Source organism: Octadecabacter arcticus 238, from assembly GCF_000155735.2.
Classification (GTDB): Bacteria; Pseudomonadota; Alphaproteobacteria; order Rhodobacterales; family Rhodobacteraceae; genus Octadecabacter; species Octadecabacter arcticus.
Genome location: NC_020908.1, coordinates 2,879,148 through 2,897,079, shown reverse-complemented (window position 1 = coordinate 2,897,079; position 17,932 = coordinate 2,879,148). Strand labels below are relative to the sequence as shown.

General features: G+C 55.5%; 13 protein-coding genes, 3 pseudogenes and 1 riboswitch. Of the genes and pseudogenes, 10 read left to right on the top strand and 6 right to left on the bottom strand.

Going from position 1 to position 17,932, the window contains the following annotated elements; translation table 11 throughout:
* Positions 1–3 precede the first annotated feature (3 nt).
* The gene (locus OA238_RS14960) at positions 4–612 is read left to right on the top strand and encodes an inner membrane-spanning protein YciB (RefSeq protein WP_015495813.1); all 609 of its coding nucleotides are present in this window, start codon (positions 4–6) and stop codon (positions 610–612) included.
* Here the strand turns inward: OA238_RS14960 and OA238_RS14955 are convergent.
* The 3 genes and pseudogenes from OA238_RS14955 to OA238_RS14945 all read right to left on the bottom strand — a co-directional run.
* Positions 609–950 (bottom strand): PilZ domain-containing protein, encoded by a 342-nt coding sequence (locus tag OA238_RS14955; RefSeq protein WP_083906752.1) that lies wholly within the window; start codon positions 948–950, stop codon positions 609–611. The two genes, OA238_RS14960 and OA238_RS14955, sit on opposite strands and share 4 nt — an antisense overlap.
* 1 nt (position 951) lies before the next feature.
* A pseudogene (locus OA238_RS14950) lies at positions 952–1,194 on the bottom strand (transposase); the annotation flags it as partial.
* A gap of 80 nt (positions 1,195–1,274) precedes the next feature.
* Positions 1,275–2,011: pseudogene (locus OA238_RS14945) on the bottom strand (IS1595 family transposase); the annotation flags it as partial.
* On the opposite strand from OA238_RS14945, the gene tnpA reads away from it, so the two are divergent.
* The gene (gene tnpA / locus OA238_RS14940) at positions 1,964–2,413 is read left to right on the top strand and encodes an IS200/IS605 family transposase (RefSeq protein ID WP_083906886.1); all 450 of its coding nucleotides are present in this window, start codon (positions 1,964–1,966) and stop codon (positions 2,411–2,413) included. The pseudogene OA238_RS14945 and the gene tnpA overlap by 48 nt on opposite strands.
* Here the strand turns inward: tnpA and OA238_RS35100 are convergent.
* Both OA238_RS35100 and OA238_RS14935 read right to left on the bottom strand, forming a co-directional pair.
* Positions 2,413–2,599: pseudogene (locus OA238_RS35100) on the bottom strand (ISL3 family transposase); the annotation flags it as partial. The gene tnpA and the pseudogene OA238_RS35100 overlap by 1 nt on opposite strands.
* Before the next feature lie 182 nt (positions 2,600–2,781).
* Entirely contained in the window at positions 2,782–3,477 is a 696-nt protein-coding gene (locus OA238_RS14935; protein WP_015495809.1) for a glutathione S-transferase N-terminal domain-containing protein, read from the bottom strand.
* Positions 3,478–3,573: 96 nt separating this feature from the next.
* A riboswitch (SAM riboswitch) is annotated at positions 3,574–3,651 on the top strand.
* Positions 3,652–3,725: 74 nt separating this feature from the next.
* On the opposite strand from OA238_RS14935, the gene OA238_RS14930 reads away from it, so the two are divergent.
* From OA238_RS14930 to OA238_RS14915, 4 genes are all read left to right on the top strand, one after another.
* A complete protein-coding gene (locus OA238_RS14930; RefSeq protein ID WP_015495808.1) occupies positions 3,726–4,904 on the top strand; it encodes an aminotransferase class V-fold PLP-dependent enzyme in 1,179 nt (392 codons plus the stop codon).
* A gap of 142 nt (positions 4,905–5,046) precedes the next feature.
* Positions 5,047–6,162: a GTP cyclohydrolase FolE2 gene (folE2, locus tag OA238_RS14925; protein ID WP_187293055.1), complete on the top strand. Its 1,116-nt coding sequence runs from the start codon at positions 5,047–5,049 to the stop codon at positions 6,160–6,162.
* A gap of 311 nt (positions 6,163–6,473) precedes the next feature.
* On the top strand, positions 6,474–7,925 hold the full coding sequence (locus tag OA238_RS14920) for a TrkH family potassium uptake protein (RefSeq protein WP_015495806.1): 1,452 nt from the start codon (positions 6,474–6,476) through the stop codon (positions 7,923–7,925).
* Positions 7,925–9,532 (top strand): 5-guanidino-2-oxopentanoate decarboxylase, encoded by a 1,608-nt coding sequence (locus tag OA238_RS14915; RefSeq protein ID WP_015495805.1) that lies wholly within the window; start codon positions 7,925–7,927, stop codon positions 9,530–9,532. The genes OA238_RS14920 and OA238_RS14915 overlap by 1 nt, the downstream gene beginning before the upstream one ends.
* Positions 9,533–9,538: 6 nt before the next feature.
* Here OA238_RS14915 and OA238_RS14910 read toward each other — a convergent pair whose 3' ends face one another.
* Positions 9,539–11,263 (bottom strand): serine protease, encoded by a 1,725-nt coding sequence (locus OA238_RS14910; RefSeq protein WP_245581325.1) that lies wholly within the window; start codon positions 11,261–11,263, stop codon positions 9,539–9,541.
* A 248-nt stretch (positions 11,264–11,511) separates the two neighbouring features.
* On the opposite strand from OA238_RS14910, the gene OA238_RS14905 reads away from it, so the two are divergent.
* From OA238_RS14905 to OA238_RS14890, 4 genes are all read left to right on the top strand, one after another.
* Positions 11,512–12,441, top strand: a complete 930-nt coding sequence (locus OA238_RS14905; RefSeq protein ID WP_015495803.1) for a glycine--tRNA ligase subunit alpha — start codon at positions 11,512–11,514, stop codon at positions 12,439–12,441.
* Positions 12,438–12,986, top strand: a complete 549-nt coding sequence (locus OA238_RS14900; RefSeq protein WP_015495802.1) for a DUF6446 family protein — start codon at positions 12,438–12,440, stop codon at positions 12,984–12,986. The genes OA238_RS14905 and OA238_RS14900 overlap by 4 nt, the downstream gene beginning before the upstream one ends.
* The gene (gene glyS / locus OA238_RS14895) at positions 12,987–15,212 is read left to right on the top strand and encodes a glycine--tRNA ligase subunit beta (protein ID WP_015495801.1); all 2,226 of its coding nucleotides are present in this window, start codon (positions 12,987–12,989) and stop codon (positions 15,210–15,212) included.
* A 68-nt stretch (positions 15,213–15,280) separates the two neighbouring features.
* Positions 15,281–17,830, top strand: a complete 2,550-nt coding sequence (locus tag OA238_RS14890; protein WP_015495800.1) for a putative PEP-binding protein — start codon at positions 15,281–15,283, stop codon at positions 17,828–17,830.
* Positions 17,831–17,932 lie beyond the last annotated feature (102 nt).

Genomic DNA, 17,932 nt, shown 5'->3' with positions numbered 1-17,932 from the left:
CATATGAATGAAAAAACCGTAAATCCCGTGCTGAAACAGGTCCTTGAACTGGGGCCGACCGTCATATTCTTCCTGATTTATCTGCGCATCAAGGACGAGGTCTACACCTTTGGCGGCACAGATTATTCAGGATTTATCGTCGCAACGATTGTCTTTGTGCCAATTCTATTGGTCGCGATGGGGATTTTGTGGATTTTGACTGGAAAACTTAGCCGGATTCAGGTGTTCACGGCGTTTATGGTGATCTTCTTCGGCGCATTGACCGCGTGGTTCAATGACGAGCGGTTCTTTAAAATGAAAACATCAATCGTCAACGGGCTGTTCGCCGTCATTCTTGGTATCGGACTTTTGCGCGGAAAAAGCCTTTTGCAATATGTCATGGGTGATATGATTCCCATGGAACAAGAAGGTTGGATGATCCTGACCAAGCGACTGGCCTTCGGGTTTGCTGTCTTGGCTGTGGCAAACGAAATTGTCTGGCGCACCATGTCGACGGATGCTTGGGTCAAGATTGAAACATTCGCATTTCCAGCCGCGTTGTTCTTGTTCCTCTGGGCACAGATCGTGATGTTGCAAAAATACGTAATCGAACCGGATGACCCGAAATCCTAGCGCAATTCGGTGAAAGTTGCGCGTTGTGGCGGGCGCGGGCGGGTTGATTTACGCAACGAATACCGGATGCGGTCCAATGCGCCGGCCGACAGATTTTGATCAAAAATCAAACCAATTTTGCCAACTCTGACCCAGCAAACCTTGGCGGATGTGCGGTCGTTATTGTGCAATAATTCAACCTGTTCGTTGATCGCGATGTCATTCATGCCGACAACACAGGCCCCGGTTTCACTGATATTGGACACGACACATTTATGTTCTGTGGCGCCATGGCGAATGGCGATCGGATAGTTCGTTGCATATCGCCGCGCTGGCTCTTCTCCGCTTTGTTGAGTTATTCTAGGATTTCAAATAGAACATAGATTGATTATCTGGGATGGATGATTGTCTAATTTTGAGTTTGAAGTATTCGGTATCCCTGATGCCCCTGGCTCGTTTGCGGATCATACCTATACTGACATTACCAGCCTCTATCCTGGCGCTTGTCAGCTTGTGTTTCGCGTAGTTGCATATGCCCACACGAGGCTTATCCCTTTTAGTCCGGTTGCCCCACATGTTGACGCGGCGCAGAATCTTGCCCTTGTGGCTTTAGAGGCGGATCGGATCAGTTTGTAACGTCTGGTGGGTTTATAGGGCGTGGCTTTTGCCGTGAACGAGGCCCTTCAGGCGCGCTGTTCAACAAAATCACGATATGTCGCTGGCCCGAGACCAACACCGATCCCCAGCAGCGTGTCGAAGGCGCTTCGCATGTGTCGCCGTCGGTTCCAGCGGAACACGAATTCGTCGAGATAGCGTTGTAGATGGCACTTTCTGAGGCCGTGGAAGACGCCTTTTGCCCACGTTTTTAGGTTGGAGAACACGCGGTGGACCCAGTGGAGTATGTCGTGTGCCTTCTTGCCGCTGACGACCTTTGCCTCATGCGTGTTTGCAGGAGGATTTTCGTAACCGAGCCAGCCATCCGTGATGATGTGAGCGCCAGGCTCTACAGCCTGACCAATGAACCCGTGCAGCGTCTTTGACGCGCCGTCGGGAATGTGTTTCATCCTGATACGGCGCGGATGTCCGTCACTTGATAACTCGACGGCACAGACGACAAACATCTTTCCAACCGGGCTCCGCCCACCCTTTGGCCGGTCCTCGGGATCATGCCGGGACCGGAACGGCATCTCTGTTTCATCGATTTCGACAAGGTCTTTCAGGGGGTTGCGGTCAGGGTTGACCATCGACCGCCGCAGCTTTTGCAAGAGGAGGTCGCCGAGAAGCGCCATCGGTCCGAGCGACGATGGCGACCCGTCTTGTAGCTGCCAAGGCCAAGTTGCGCCTGAAGTTGCAGCGCTGACATGCCGTTGGAATGGCTGGTGATGATGTGCGCGGCAAGAAACCAAATTCGCAACGGCAAATCCATACCAAATTTTATCACCGATTTCACGTCGTCTGGACAACAAAATACCGATACAAAGTTATGCGCGGTGAGATGCGTGAGCGTATCCGTGAAATCATTATCCAAACATGCCAAGAACTTGGCGTGCATATTGAGAAGGGCGTATTGTCGACCGATCACGTCCACATGTTCATATCGGTCCCGCCTCAAATAGCTTTGTCAAAGGTGATGATGCGGATCAAGGGACGCTCGTCTTATAAGATACAGCGCGAGTTTCCCGAACTGCGCAAACGGTACTGGGGCCAGCGGTTTTGGGCTCGCGGATTTTTCTCAACAACCAGCGGCAATGTCACTGACGCTGTCATACTTCAGTATCTTGAATTACCTTCAAAAAGGGAACCTACCGGCGTCAGCCGTTAGTCGTTCAGTTGTCGGCGAATATGTTGGTTGATGCTACCCTTCTTGCCGGTTGCAGGGTCTATAGCGCTCCTGCGGGCATCCCGACTGCACTGAACAATAACCTTCGCACCGTCTTCAGCCAGCTCAATTTCATTTACAAGTTGCCCCTTCAGGCGTAAAAATATGTTGCGAGATGTCGATGGTCATATACCTGCCCTATGTAAAGTTGTCAGAAACCTAACATATCAACAGGTTACTTGATGGTCGGCATCTTTTCTTACTCAACAAAGCGGAGAAGAGCCGCCGCGCTCTAAATTTCATGCCAGAATTCTCCCCGTCATCGGTGCCCCACTGAAAGGCACTTTTAGGCGGCGAATCTAAACAATGTGTTAGCTGCGCTTAAAAAGTGTGTCCTGCGCTGTTTTATCGCCTTTGTAATCGCCGCGTTTTTCGGCCGCGACTGCGCGCCCTTTCTGCACGCCCGTGCGGGCGGTGACGGTATCCAGCCAGCGTTTCAGATTGGGTTTGTCATCCAGTGTTTGTTGCTGACCTTCCCAAAGCGACGCCCAGCCCCAGATCGACATATCGGCAATGGAATAGAAATCACCTGCGACAAATTCATGATTAGCAAGTTGGCGATCCAAAATTCCATAAAGTCTTGCCGTTTCACAGCGGTAGCGGTCTTGAGCATAAGCAATGTCTTGCGGCGGATCCATGTTCAGGGCGTATTTCAGGAAATGGTGTGCCTGTCCGGCCATCGGCCCAAGGCCGCCCATTTGCCACATCAACCATTGATCAACAAAAATGCGGTCCCTTTCAGTGGAACCGCCAAATTGACCAGTTTTGCGTGCGAGGTATTGCAGGATAGCGCCGGATTCAAACATCGAAATCGGTGCACCGTCAGGCCCGTGTGGATCGGTGATGGCGGGCATGCGTTTGTTGGGGGCAATGGCCAGAAAGCCCGGTTTGAACTGATCACCCGCACCGATATTAATCAGATTGACGCGGTAGGGCAGGCCCATTTCTTCAAGTGCGATGGTGACTTTCCAGCCGTTGGGCGTGGGCCAGTAATAGAGATCAATCATGATGCAGGCTCCTTTGGGGAGACAATGACTGATGGCAGGGCCGAGTAGCAAGTGCGCGCAGCAAGGGGTGTTGACGACGTCGCGGAGCGGGCGTATCTCAGCCTTAGTGGCGATTTGTTACCGGATTGCGGGCCACTTAAAAAACTCCGCTAAAAAGGGAACGGGTCAACCCCGATACCTTTGTCGGTGTCGGGGTTTTGTCGTTCTGAAAGAACGCAGATCGAGAACGTTCTAAGGGGACATGTGAGATGAAAGATTGGAAGAAACGCACTAAAGCAGTGCACGCGGGCACACGGCGCAGCCAATATGGCGAAGTTAGCGAAGCAATTTTTCTGACCCAAGGCTTTGTTTATCCGTCGGCTGAAGCCGCCGAAGCGCGGTTTGAAAACCTAGGCGAGGACGAGTTTATTTACGCTCGCTACGGCAATCCCACGGTGCGGATGTTTGAAGACCGCATGTCCGCGTTGATGGATTATGAGGACGCGTTCGCGTGTTCATCCGGTATGTCCGCCGTGAGCGGCGCGCTGATGGCCTTGCTAAAGGCGGGTGATCACGTGGTGTCGTCGCGTGCGCTGTTTGGGTCGTGCCTTTATGTGCTTGAGGATATTCTGGCGCGCTTTGGGGTCAACATCACGCTGGTGGATGGCACCGATAATGCCGCATGGGACGCCGCGATCGGGCCTGACACGACGCTGGTGTTTCTTGAGAGTATTTCAAACCCGACACTGGAAGTCGTGGATTTGCGCCATGTTTGTAAGGTTGCGCACAAGGTCGGCGCATTGGTGTTAGTGGATGATGCCATGGCCACGCCGATCCATTCCTATGCCGCCGATTGCGGCGCCGATATTGCCATTGTGTCGACCACCAAACACGTCGACGGGCAGGGGCGGATGTTGGGCGGGATCATCACGGGTAGCCGTCATCTGATCCGTGGACCCATTGAAACCTACATGAAACATACCGGTGGCGCGATGAACCCATTCACTGCTTGGACCCACCTTAAGGGGCTGGAAACGCTCGATTTGCGGGTCGCGCAGCAATCTGTCACGACGATGGCTATTGCGACTGCGTTGGATGGCCATCCCAAAATCAGCGCTGTTCGGTATCCGACCCATTCAGCGCACCCGCAGCACGCATTGGCGCGCGCGCAGTCTGCATCAGGGGGCACTGTTTTGGCGCTTGAGGTGGCGGGTGGCAAAGACGCCTGTTTCAAGTTTCTCAACGGGTTGGAGTTGTTCACCATCTCGAACAATTTTGCAGATGCCAAGTCTATCGTCACCCATCCGGCGACGACAACGCATCAGCGACTGCCACAAGACCAGAAAGACCTGTTGGGGATTTCGGGTGGTCTGGTTCGGCTTTCGACGGGGCTTGAAGACGCGGGCGATCTGATTGACGATTTGCTGGCGGCGCTGGACGTGATTTAGGATGCTGGCGTTTCCCGACGAATACGGTCATCATTTCTGATCTAAAGCTGTTCAAAACCCGTATCAGGATCACTAAAAAGTGGAAAAAGATCGCATACATCCCCACTTAGATGTTCTGCGTGGTGTGCCGAAGGGGGACTCGATGAATATCCGACCCAAAGATCTTAACCGTGATTTGACCCATGAAGACGCAGCTGAAGCATTGGCCTTGCTGCGCAATTGGGCGGGGCAAGTGACGGACGAAGAAGTCGCCGCCCTTGATCCGCTGGTGTCACGACTAGTGCCCGGCCGTGAAGTGTCGAACTACCCCGCTTTGGCGCGCGCCTATCCCGAAGAATTTGAAGTAGATGACGTTTATAAGGCGTCGATGCCAGATTTGCAAAACGGTCCCAGCAGTCTGATTAAAGGCGCGAAACGGGCGATCCAGCATGTCGGGATCAGTAATTTCCGCCTGCCGATCCGGTTCCATACCCGTTCTGGAAAAGCCGTGGGCGATGATCTGACGCTTGAAACATCTGTCACCGGCACTGTCAGCCTTGAGGCGGAAAAGAAGGGCATCAACATGTCCCGCATCATGCGCACGTTTTACAAACATGCCGAAGAAACATTCAGCTTTGAGGTCATCGACGCGGCACTGGACGCTTACAAGACCGATCTGGACAGTTTTGACGCCCGCATCATGATGCGTATGTCGTTTCCCATGAAGGTGAACAGCCTGCGGTCGGGCCTTGTTGGCTATCAGTATTACGACATCGCGCTTGAACTGATTGAAGCGGGCGGTCAGCGCAAGAAGATCGTGCATCTGGATTACGTTTACTCATCGACTTGCCCGTGTTCGCTGGAACTGTCTGAACATGCGCGCCAATTCCGTGGCCAACTGGCGACGCCGCATTCCCAACGCAGCGTTGCGCGGGTGTCGGTTGAATTGGCGCCTGAGGCCGATGTTTTGTGGTTTGAAGACCTAATCGACATGTGCCGCGCCGCTGTGCCGACGGAAACCCAAGTGATGGTGAAACGCGAGGACGAACAGGCGTTCGCCGAACTCAACGCAGCCAATCCGATCTTTGTAGAGGATGCCGCGCGCTTGTTCGCACAACAAATGCAAGCCGACCCGCGCATCGCCGACTACCGCGTCATCGCCAGCCATCAAGAAAGCCTGCACAGCCATGACGCCGTGTCCGTGCTGACCGAAGGTACGACGTTTGACGCGGAGTCATTGGACCCGCGGTTGTTCCAGTCGTTGTTTCATGTTGGGTGACGCGATGTTTCTGCGTGACATGCGTTTATGAGAGCAACGGATTTTGCCCGCTCCTGTGTTTTGGCAAGTCAAGATTGCTGGCCCCAGCCGACGATGTGCGTGTGATATTCCAAACAACAAATGCTTTGCGCGCGGTTGACTTATATGGTGCAGGCAGACGTTTGTTCGGCGCATTGATCGGTTGAATGGACACATACTAAGGGGTTTTTCCAACCTTATCGCAGCGTCTAGAATTTTTGACGGTCGCTTTGTCGGCAAATCAGCTATCACGATACTTGACTATCATCGCCCCTCCCGCCAACCCTTCGCCTATGTTTGACGTGCGCCCCGTAGGATATGTGATCGGCCTTCTGGTCGCGGCTCTTGGGGCCACTATGTTTGCGCCTTTGTTAGCTGATGTGGTGGCGGGGAATGGCCATTGGACGGTTTTCTTTGAAAGTGCGGTAATTACCATTCTGGTCGGTGGTCTTGTGGCACTTGCTTGTCAGAATGGAGTGTCATCAGGCCTGACCATCCGTCAGACATTCTTGTTGACGACACTCGTGTGGCTGGCATTGCCGCTTTTTGGGTCTTTGCCCTTCATGTTGGGTGGGTCAGAGCTAAATTTCACCGATGCTTTCTTTGAGGCGATGTCGGGGCTGACCACAACAGGGTCAACTGTTATCGTTGGCATCGAAGGCCTTCCCGAAGGTCTGAAGCTGTGGCGCGCGATCATGCAATGGCTTGGCGGAATCGGTATCATCGTTGTCGCGATGGTTTTCCTGCCCGAATTGCGCGTCGGTGGCATGCAGATTTTCCGATCAGAATCATTTGATACGATGGGTAAAATTCTGCCCCGCGCCGCTGAAATTTCGAGCCGTATTTCAGTGATCTATGTTTCAATCACATTGGCCTGTGCGATCTGTTATTCGATTGCTGGTCTCAATTCGTTCGATGCAATCACCCATGCCATGACGACTGTGGCCACGGGGGGATTCGCCAATTATGATAATTCCTTCGGGGAATTCGGTGCAGCCCCGAATTACGTAGCCAGCGTATTCATGATCCTCTCGGCGTTGCCATTTGTGCGTTACGTACAGCTCATTTCGGGCAACGGGGCAAAGCCGCTGATCTATGACAGCCAAATACGCACTTTTTTTGTTGTTGTCTTTGTGTTGGTGGGGGTCATGACGCTTTGGCTGTGGCAGACGTTTCACGGGTTCGGTGAAATTGGCTTTCGAGAGGCGTTGTTCAATGTCACATCCATTATCACCGGTACCGGGTACGCCAGCGCGGATTACATGCAATGGGGTCCGTTCGCGGTCACCATGTTCTTCTTTATCGGTTTAATCGGTGGCTGCGCTGGGTCGACCGCCTGTAGCGTCAAAATCTTCCGCTATCAGCTGCTGTTTACTTCCATAAAGGCACAGGTTCGCCGCATCCATTCGCCCCACGGTATTTTCACCCCTCGCTATCAGGGCCGCGCGGTCAGCGATGATGTGTTGAACTCTGTCATGGCATTTTTCGTGGCGTTCATGGTGTCGATTGGCGTGGTTGGCGTGGCGCTTGCGTTAACTGGGCTGGATTTCATCACCTCGATTTCTGGCGCGGCATCGGCATTGGCGAACGTCGGGCCGGGTTTGGGTACAGAAATCGGGCCAGCGGGCAATTTTGCTGGCCTTAACGACACCGCCAAATGGATTTTGGCAATCGCGATGCTGGTGGGTCGGCTTGAAATCATGGCTGTGTTCACCATCCTCAGCTGGCATTTTTGGAGAGAGTAATGAAGAATCGTCCTGACGAGCGGCTTGCCGTGCGACCTTTGGGTGCGCAGATCTCTCATATGCTGAAGGATCGCGGCATTGATGTGATTTTTGGCATTCCTGGTGTGCACAACCAAGAAATGTATCGTGGCATCGAGGAAGCGGGTATTACCCATATTTTGGCTCGCCACGAACAGGGCGCTGGGTTTATGGCCGACGGGTACGCGCGCGCATCTGGCAAGCCAGGTGTGTGTTACGTGATCACCGGACCGGGCGTTTTGAACGCGCTGACCCCGATGGGACAAGCCTATTCCGACAGTGTTCCTGTGTTGATGTTGGCATCCTGTCTAGACGAAGTCGCGCATGAAAAGGGCCAACTGCACCAGATGAACAACCAAGAAGGTGCTGCTGCCAGCGTCACCGATTGGTCCGCCACCGCGCGCACTGCGGATGCCGCCTATGGCTTGATCGACCGCGCCTTTTCTGAATTTGCGACCAAACGAAAGCGTCCCAAGGCGATCCATGTGCCGATTAAACTGCTTGAGGCGGAGGCCAGTGCGCCACCGATGCCCGCACCAGACCGGGCCTGCGCAACCGATGCCACACCTGTCATCGACGATATCGTGGACCTGTTACAAAACGCTGAACGCCCGCTGATCATCGCGGGTGGCGGGTGTGTCGGGGCGGATGAGGCGTTGCGTATCGCTGCGCAGGCATGTGGTGCCGCAAGTTTCAGCACCTACGCAGGCCGTGGCCTGTTCGGGAACGACGACCCGTTACATTTTGGCTCCAACCTGTCGCGCGCAGGGTCCGAGGCCATCATCGGGTCGGCGGACGTGATCCTCGCCATTGGGACCGAATTGGCCGAGGTCGACATTTGGCGGCCAGAGTTGGGACATACAGGCACTTTCATTCGCGTGGATATTGATCCGGTGATGCTGACATCGCGCCCCCGCACCGATGTGGCGGTTTGTGCAGATGCAGGCGCAACGCTGTTTGCCCTGGCAGAAGAAATTCAGCGCAAAACCCCAACAAAATGGACCGCCACAGAGGTCGCACAAGCCCGCGCAGGTTGGCGTGCAGAAATTGAAGCAGAACGCCCCGGCCTGCCGCAGATCATCGACACTGTGCGAGCAGCGATGCCTGATGATGCGATGATCTATTCGGACATGACGGGCTTTGCCTACGCGGCCAAAGACGTCTGGCCGATGAAACGGGCGGGGCACTGGCACCACCCATACGGATTCGGCACGCTCGGCTACGCGCTGCCTGCGTCAATCGGTGGGGCCGTTGCGCGCAAAGGTCTGCCGACCGTCTGCATCATTGGCGATTACGGGCTGCAATATACGATTGCAGAACTCGGCACTGCGGTAGAACTCGGGCTGCCATTGGCGATTATCCTGTGGGACAACGGCAAACTCGGCGAGATTGAGGATTCAATGATAAGCGCCCAAATTGCCCCTAACGCGGTTATCCAGCGCAATCCGGACTTTCTGGCATTGGCCAAGGCTTACGGCGCGCACGCGGTGCAACCATCGACGCTGGCCGATATTGGTCCCGCGTTGGACGCCGCGTTCAAAGCGAACGTCCCGACGGTTATTCGCCTGACGCCCGCGCTGATAGGTTAGCGCCGCTTAGTCGCTCCAGCAGCTGACAAGTATGGTCATGTCAGCGGCCATCAACGTGAGGGATTCAGGTGTCATGTAGGCCACGGAGTCCGTTGTCACCACGTCCAATCCTGCGCCGATAATTGACGCCACGATCTGATCGGCATCCACCGAGAACGAAACCTCGGGCGGCAGGCTCTGGCCGTTTTCTTGTGTCTTTGGCATCAACATGCCCAAAACCGCGCCGCCATTGTCATAGACTGGTCCACCTGCATCACCGGGTTGGGCAAAGATCGACAGGCGCTTGACCTCTTCTTCGCCGTTCAGCCCGCGAATATCGGCCAGCTTGCCAAATGTCAGCGCAGGTGTCGTCAAAACCCCACCATACGGAAAGCCAGCGACCGCAATATCGGCGTTCAGGCGCGGCACACCGGTTTGGAATTCGGCAATGGCAGGGGGCGCAAGACGTGAAGTGGGGCGCAAAACCGCGAGCCCAAGTCGTGCGTCCTGGTGCACGACGGTCGCGTCATGTTCCAATCCGAGGGTGATGGACGTGCATTCACCGATCGCCTCAAGCGTGGTCAAGACATCGCCCGCGCGGTTGATATAGAAACCGGATCGATCGCGGATGGGTTTGCGCACGGCCAATCCGGCGATCATATCAATCGCCTGATTTTCATCGGGTCGCGCGATTGCGGGATCGAGGACGCCACTGGTTGTCGTAAAGCTCGCCACCATTTCGGCAAGGACACGGCGACGGCGTACGTCATCTCCAGCGGGCCACACCAGTGTAAAACCTTTGATTTCGCCGTTTTCTAATTGAACGGAGGTGTAGGACTTAACCTTGTCGTCCGCGCCCTCAATCACGAAGCTGCGGTCGCGACGGACGCGTTCACCCTCTGGCGGGATAATTGCCAGAGTTTGCAGAATTTCGTAAAGCCCGAACATCCGCGTTTGATCGCCAGGTTGCGAAATCAGCAAAACCTGCGCCGCCACATCACCCGAGGCATCAAAACGCGCGAACGGGGGGGCGTATTCGGCAAATTCCACCACGCCTGTCGGGATTTGCATTTCAATACCGGACGCGTCGTCGCGCACCAATTGCAGCCCCATACCATCTAGAATGGCGTTATAGGCGCCAATCAATTGAACCCGCTGCCCACTGGTCAAAACGCCTGTAGGTGGATGGTCATTGGCCTCTTGCCACAACGACATCGACAGGCGCGTGCCACGGCCATAAAGCCCATCAATTGCGCCGTCGTGAAATCCAGCCCACTGCATCGCGGTCTGCAACATGCGCTTTTCATCCAGATCAAGCGCCTGTTCGCTGGCTTGCGCCTCACGCAGGATCTCATCAGGGGTTAAGATGGGCTCTGGAATTGGTTCCGGTTCAACGGCTTCGATTGGCGTCAGATCGGGTGTGGTTGTTGCAGGTGGATCAACAGCCACCGAACCACTGGGCGCGGTAACGCCTACAGGCCAGAACTGCGTGCGAAATCCGTTGCCGTCAACGATGTAGCTATCGGCGGGGATCGCACGCGCATTTTGCAGCCGTCGCAGTTGGGTATTCGCATCAATCGGCTCATAGGGGCCAAGGGCAATGCCATACCAGCCACCGGGCAACGCGAACCCAGTTACGTCGGGTACGCCTGCAGCAGCATAGCCGCGCGCGGCGTTCTGTGCGCCCGTTAATGTGCGTTGAGCCTCGACCTGCACCCAAACGCTTTGTTGGGCTGCTGCTGGAAGAGTCATGAAGATGCTGAAAAATAGTACTGATAAAATGCGAACCATGTCTTTAAAATCATCCCTAAGATGTCTGGCAATTGCTACCGCAACCGCGTGTTTGCGGCAATTTATCAATTTTGGCCCTGAACGCACGCGCAAAGTTGGTCTACTTGCGGGGAAACTGGCCTGATTTGCCCCGGATCAAGGACATTTGCGCACATTGACCCCCGCGACGCGGCAACCTATGCAAGCGGCAGTTATGCAAGAGGGCGTCAATGGCCGATACACCGCGCAGTTTTCAAGAAATTATCCTTCGCCTGCAGGCGTATTGGGCCGCGAAAGGCTGCGCTATTATGCAGCCCTACGACCTAGAGGTTGGAGCTGGCACCTTCCACCCCGCCACGACCCTGCGCAGTCTTGGCTCTGTGCCGTGGGCCGCGGCTTACGTGCAACCATCGCGCCGCCCCACGGATGGGCGCTACGGCGAAAACCCGAACCGTTTACAACACTATTACCAGTTCCAAGTGCTGATCAAACCCAGCCCGCCTGATTTGCAGGACCTCTATTTGGGGTCCCTGAGAGCCATTGGCGTGGACATGGATCTGCACGACATCCGCTTTGTTGAAGATGACTGGGAAAGCCCCACTTTGGGCGCTTGGGGTCTTGGCTGGGAAGTTTGGTGCGATGGCATGGAAGTGTCACAATTTACCTACTTTCAACAGGTTGGTGGCCACGAATGCCACCCCGTGTCAGGTGAATTGACCTATGGGTTGGAACGCCTTGCGATGTATGTGCTTGGCGTCGATCACGTTATGGACATGCCCTATAATGACCCCGATGCGATGATCCCGCTGACCTATGGTGATGTGTTCAAGCAAGCAGAACAGGAATATTCACGCTTCAACTTTGACATTGCGGACACCGACATCCTGCTGAAGCATTTTGAAGACGCAGAACGCGAATGCGCCGCGATCCTATCCAATGATCATGTTGATCCGAAGACCGGCCACAAAATCGTTATGGCGCAACCCGCCTACGATCAAGCGATCAAAGCCAGCCACTTGTTCAACCTGCTCGACGCGCGTGGTGTGATTTCTGTCACCGAACGCCAAGCCTACATCGGTCGCGTCCGCACATTGACCAAACTCTGCGCTGATGCGTTCTTGCAAACCGCCGCTGGCGGACACACGGAGGACGCAGCATGAACGCCACCCGCATTGCCATCGTTGCTATATTGGGCTCAGCAGTTCTTTTCGGGGGGCTGATGTACTATCAGCTCGTCTATGCGGGTTATGTCGAACTTACATCGGCCGAGGTTGGAGAAATCCAATTGATTAGCTTCGTTTCTGGTGAATCAGAGGCAATATTGTCGGAAAATGTAAAGGCGATAGACTCGCTTGTCGACGGTGTCCGTCTGTCGAGCAGTGTGTCCTACCGCGCCTGTTTTGAGACGCCGCAGAGCCAAGCCATGTTGATGGAAACCTACGTCATCATAGACGATGCCGTGCCGTGGACCGCGCCGTCGTGGTTTGGTTGTTTTGACGCCCGCGAGATCGGTAAGGCGCTGGAAGACGGCGATGCGATCGCATTCATGAGCCAAGAAAATATCACATTTGGCGTCGATCGTGTCGTGGCCGTAATGCCCGATGGACGCGGCTTTGTGTGGCACCAACCCAACCCCTGCGGAGAGGCGGTTTTTTCCGGCGATCCAACCCCGGATGGCTGCCCAGACCTGCCAGAGGACTTTTAAATGCCTGACCTGTTGATTGAACTCTTTTCCGAAGAAATCCCTGCCCGCATGCAGGCCAAAGCCGCCGCTGATTTGCAGAAATTGGTAGCGGATGGATTGGTCGACGCCGGCCTGACCTATGCAGGCGCTGGCGCGTTTTGCACGCCGCGACGTTTGGCTTTGTCGATTGAAGGTTTGTCTGCGGAGTCCCCCGATACGCGCGAAGAACGCAAAGGTCCGAAAGTCGGTGCACCAGACGGTGCGATTGACGGGTTTTGCCGTGGCGCTGGAGTGTCGCGCGACGCATTGGAGGCCCGTGATACAGGCAAAGGCGAGGTCTATTTTGCGGTCATCCAAAAGCCTGGCCGCAAAGCCGCTGACATCATTGCCGAGGTGCTTGAGGGCGCAATCCGAAATTTCCCATGGCCCAAGTCCATGCGCTGGGGCACTGGATCGCTGAAATGGGTGCGCCCGCTGCATTCCATTGTTTGTATTCTGACCGATGAGGGCGGGGCTGAGGTCGTGGCAATGTCGGTCGATGGTATTGCTGCGGGCAACACCACGCGCGGCCACCGCTTTATGGCACCGGATGAGTTTTCTGTAACTTCGTTTGATGATTACGAGGCGAAGTTAAAGCGTGCCAAGGTGATCCTGCGGTCTGATGAACGGGCCGATATGATCTGGTCGGAGGCGTCCAATCAGGCGTTCGCGGCGGGTCTGGAATTGGTCGACGACAAGGGGTTGCTGGCCGAGGTTGCGGGCCTTGTGGAGTGGCCGGTTGTGCTGATGGGCACAATCGCGGATGACTTTTTGTCCCTGCCGCCAGAGGTTCTGACCGCGTCGATGAAAGAGCATCAAAAGTTCTTTTCCGTCCGTGAAAAGTCTGGCCAGATTGTCCGCTTTGTGACGGTTGCAAACCGTGAGACGGCGGATCGCGGTAAGACGATCCTTGCGGGCAACCAAAAGGTGCTGTTCGCGCGGCTATCTGACGCGAAATTCTTCTGGGAAAACGATCTGCGGGTGGCCAAGGCTGGCGGGCAGGCGTGGCTCGCGGCACTGGGAAATGTGACGTTCCACAACAAATTGGGCACGGTCGCAGAACTGGTCGATCGCATGGCCGCGCTGTCGCGCGAGGTCGCACCGCTGGTCGGCGCTGATCCTGATGAGGCGGAGGCCGCCGCGCGCTTCGCCAAGGCTGATTTGAGTTCGGAAATGGTCTACGAATTTCCCGACCTTCAGGGCCTGATGGGGCGGTATTATGCGGCTGAAGCCGGATTGTCTGACGCCGTGGCACTTGCCGCGCAGGAACATTATTCACCGTTGGGCCCGTCTGACGATGTGCCGACTGAGCCCGTATCTGTGGCCGTGGCCTTGGCCGAAAAGATCGACAAGCTGACGGGGTTCTGGGCGATTGACGAGAAACCGACAGGGTCGAAAGATCCGTTCGCGCTGCGCCGTGCTGCATTGGGGGTTATTCGGTTGGTGTTGGAGAATGAATTAGAACTTAATCTGAAGAAAATGCTCACTAAAGAAATTGCCTTCAGATATGGGTTTTCGGTATTTGGTCCGTTGTCTAAGCCGTATCTTGACGCCTTGGAAAGCGCTAGCGCCAAGGATGAAGACCTTCTTGCGGAGGACATTCGGAATGCCTATGAAGAAATTTTGCCCGATCTTGAGGCACATGTTATCGAGGAGTCGGCAACTGCTACACCGAAGGCAGCAAAAAACCTCCTCTCCTTCTTCCACGACCGCCTCAAGGTTTACCTCAAAGACGAAGGCATCTCCCACGACGTCATCGACGCCTCCCTCGCCATGCCCGGAAACGACGATCTGCTGTTGCTGGTCAACCGCGCCAAAGCGCTCGCCGCGTTTTTGAAAACCGATGATGGGGTGAACCTGATCCAAGGGTTCAAGCGCGCCAACAACATCCTGTCGCAAGCGGAAGACAAAGACGGCGTTGAATATTCCTTTGGCGCGGAGGCGAAATTTGCCGATGCGGATGAGGAGAAGGCGCTGTTTACGGCGCTCGACGCGGCTGATGCCAAAATTGCGCCCGCGATGGCGGCTGAGGATTTCGGCGCAGCAATGTCCGCAATGGCCGATTTGCGCGCGCCGATTGATGCGTTTTTCAACACCGTCCAGATCAATGCCGACAGCGCAGTTTTGCGACGCAACCGTCTGAACCTGTTGCACCGTATCCGCACGATCTGTCTGAGTGTCGCAGACCTGCGAAAACTCGAGGGTTAACGAACGATTGAGGTTACCCTTGCTCTGTTTTGGCACCCCTCTATGGTGCGCACAAAGGGGACGCCGCAGTGCAGAAAGTCATCACACTTAAGGATATGTGCCTTGTGACGAAAACCGCGCCGATGGCTGCGGAGGTTCACGGTGAACGGGCGAAATGCCTGCAACGGCTGATCCGGCTGGATATGCCCGTGCCGACGACCGTGGCGATGTCGTTTAATGCTGTGCGTGCGATTGCCGCTGGGCACGCGGCTGATGCGCCACAAATTTTGCGCCATTTCGGGAACAACCCTTTGCTGTCGGTCCGCCCGAGCAGCATGGACCCTGATTGGGGCGGTCCCGTTGCTATGCTGAACATCGGGATGAATGACGCCAAGCACGCTGATCTGTGTGACCTCTTGGGTGAGGAGACGGCAACGCGGCTCTATATGCGCTATATACAAACGTTTGCTGTCGAAGTGGCGCGGCTCGACGCCGAAGAATTTTACCTTCCTGATCATCCGTCGCGCGACGCGTTGCGCGCGATGTTGTCCGTTTATGAAGCCGAAATGGATGCCGAATTCCCACAAGATGTGGGCGCGCAATTGGCCGAGGTTTTGCGGTCCATGGCGCGGACGTGGGAGGGCACAACTGCGCGGCTTTTGCGCCAAGCCAAAGGCGCGCCGCCTGATGCCGGGCTCGGGCTGGTTGTGCAGGAAATGGCGTTGGCTGTCGGGGCAGGGGTTTCGGGGTCCGGTGTCATTCAATTTGCGTCCAGCACAACCGGCACGCCAGAGATCAATGGCCGGTTTGTGCCCCAAGCGTTGCACGCCGAGGGGCTGCGCGACAGGTTAGATGCGCTTTATCTGACGCGCGATCCACGCGGCCCGTCAATGGAAGAACAAGCGCCAGATGCCTTTGCCAAGCTCATCGAATTTGGGGCTTTAGGACGGATCAAGTTGCGCGAAGAGATGGAGATCAAATTCATCCTGTTTGATGGCCAACTGACAATTCTGGACGCCGTGCGCATTCAGCGATCAAACCGTGCAGCGGTGCGTATTGCCGTCGATCTAGCCAGTTCCGGCGTTATCGCAAAAGAAGACGCGATCCTTCGGGTGCAGCCGTCTGCATTGTCTGAGTTGTTGCACCGTCAGGTGGATCGCGCGGCAAAACGCGATATTTTGGTGCGTGGCATTGCGGCCAGCCCCGGTGCGGCCAGCGGCCGGTTGGTGTTCACAGCATGTGAAGCGCAGGCAAGTGCGGCGCGCAGTGAGGCCTGCGTTCTGGTGCGCCGCGAGACCACACCCGAAGATATTCGCGGCATGCACGCCGCCGTTGCTGTTGTCACGCTGCGCGGTGGCATTACCAGCCATGCGGCTGTGATCGGGCGTGGTATTGGCCTGCCGTGTATCGTTGGCGCTTCCGATTTGGATGTCGATGAACGCAAACGCACGATTACTGGTCCCGACGGACGCAGGCTCAAGTCCGGAGATATGGTTACGGTCGATGGCAGCACAGGGCAGGTGTTGGTTGGTGAACCTGCCATGGTTGAGGCTGCACTTGATGAAGCATTCCAGACCTTGTTGTCATGGGCAGATGATGTGCGCGATATTGGTATTCGTGCCAACGCCGACACCCCGGCAGATGCGCAAACGGCCCGTAATTTTGCCGCTGAGGGCATCGGGCTGGTCCGCACAGAGCATATGTTCTTTCAGGGCGAACGCGTTGATCTGATGCGCGAGATGATATTTGCGGAAACACCGATCGCCCTCGCGGCGGTTCTTGAGCGTCTTTTGCCGCTGCAACGGGCTGATTTTTATGAAATATTCCAAATCATGCAGGATCAACCGGTGTGCATCCGGCTGTTTGACGCCCCGTTGCATGAATTTTTGCCTGCGGGAAAACAAGGCATGCGCGATTTGGCCGAAGTGCTGAACGTCCCGCTGGCGCAGATGACTGCGCGGGTGGACGATCTGTCTGAGTATAACCCGATGCTAGGCATGCGCGGTGTACGTCTCGGTATTACCGTGCCGGAAATTTATGACATGCAAGCGCGTGCAATCTTTGAGGCGACGGTCGCTGCAAGCGCGAAGGGCAATCAGTTGGTGCCCGAGATCATGGTCCCGCTCGTCAGTGCAAGACGTGAGGTTGAACTGGTGCAATCGCGTCTTGACGCTGTGGCGGCTGCCGTAAGGGTAGAATCTGGTGTGGATTTTGAATACCGCCTTGGCGTGATGGTTGAGACGCCGCGTGCCGCGTTGCGCGCCGAAGACATCGCCGAACATGCAGCGTTCTTGTCATTTGGGACAAACGATCTGACCCAAATGACCTATGGTTTGTCCCGCGATGACGCGGGCAAGTTCATGTCCGATTATGTAAAGTTGCACGTCTATGCGGAAGATCCGTTTCATACGCTTGATTTGGACGGCGTCGGCGAATTGCTTCAGTTGGGCGCAGAACGGGGCCGCAAGGGGCGTCCTGATGTGACGTTGTCGATCTGCGGCGAACACGGCGGCGACACTGCAACCATCGCATTTTGCCGCGCGCAGGGGTTTGATTACGTGTCGTGCTCACCATTTCGGGTCCCGGTTGCGCGGCTTTCCGCTGCTCAACTGGCGCTAAAGGACAAATTTGGCACATAAACGGCTCTAGGTGTGACTGCAAAAAAAAATAAAATATAGCGTCCCCATCATGTTGTGGCTAGATTCTTGCGTTGTGGCTTAAGCGTTTCGGTGCGACGGCGC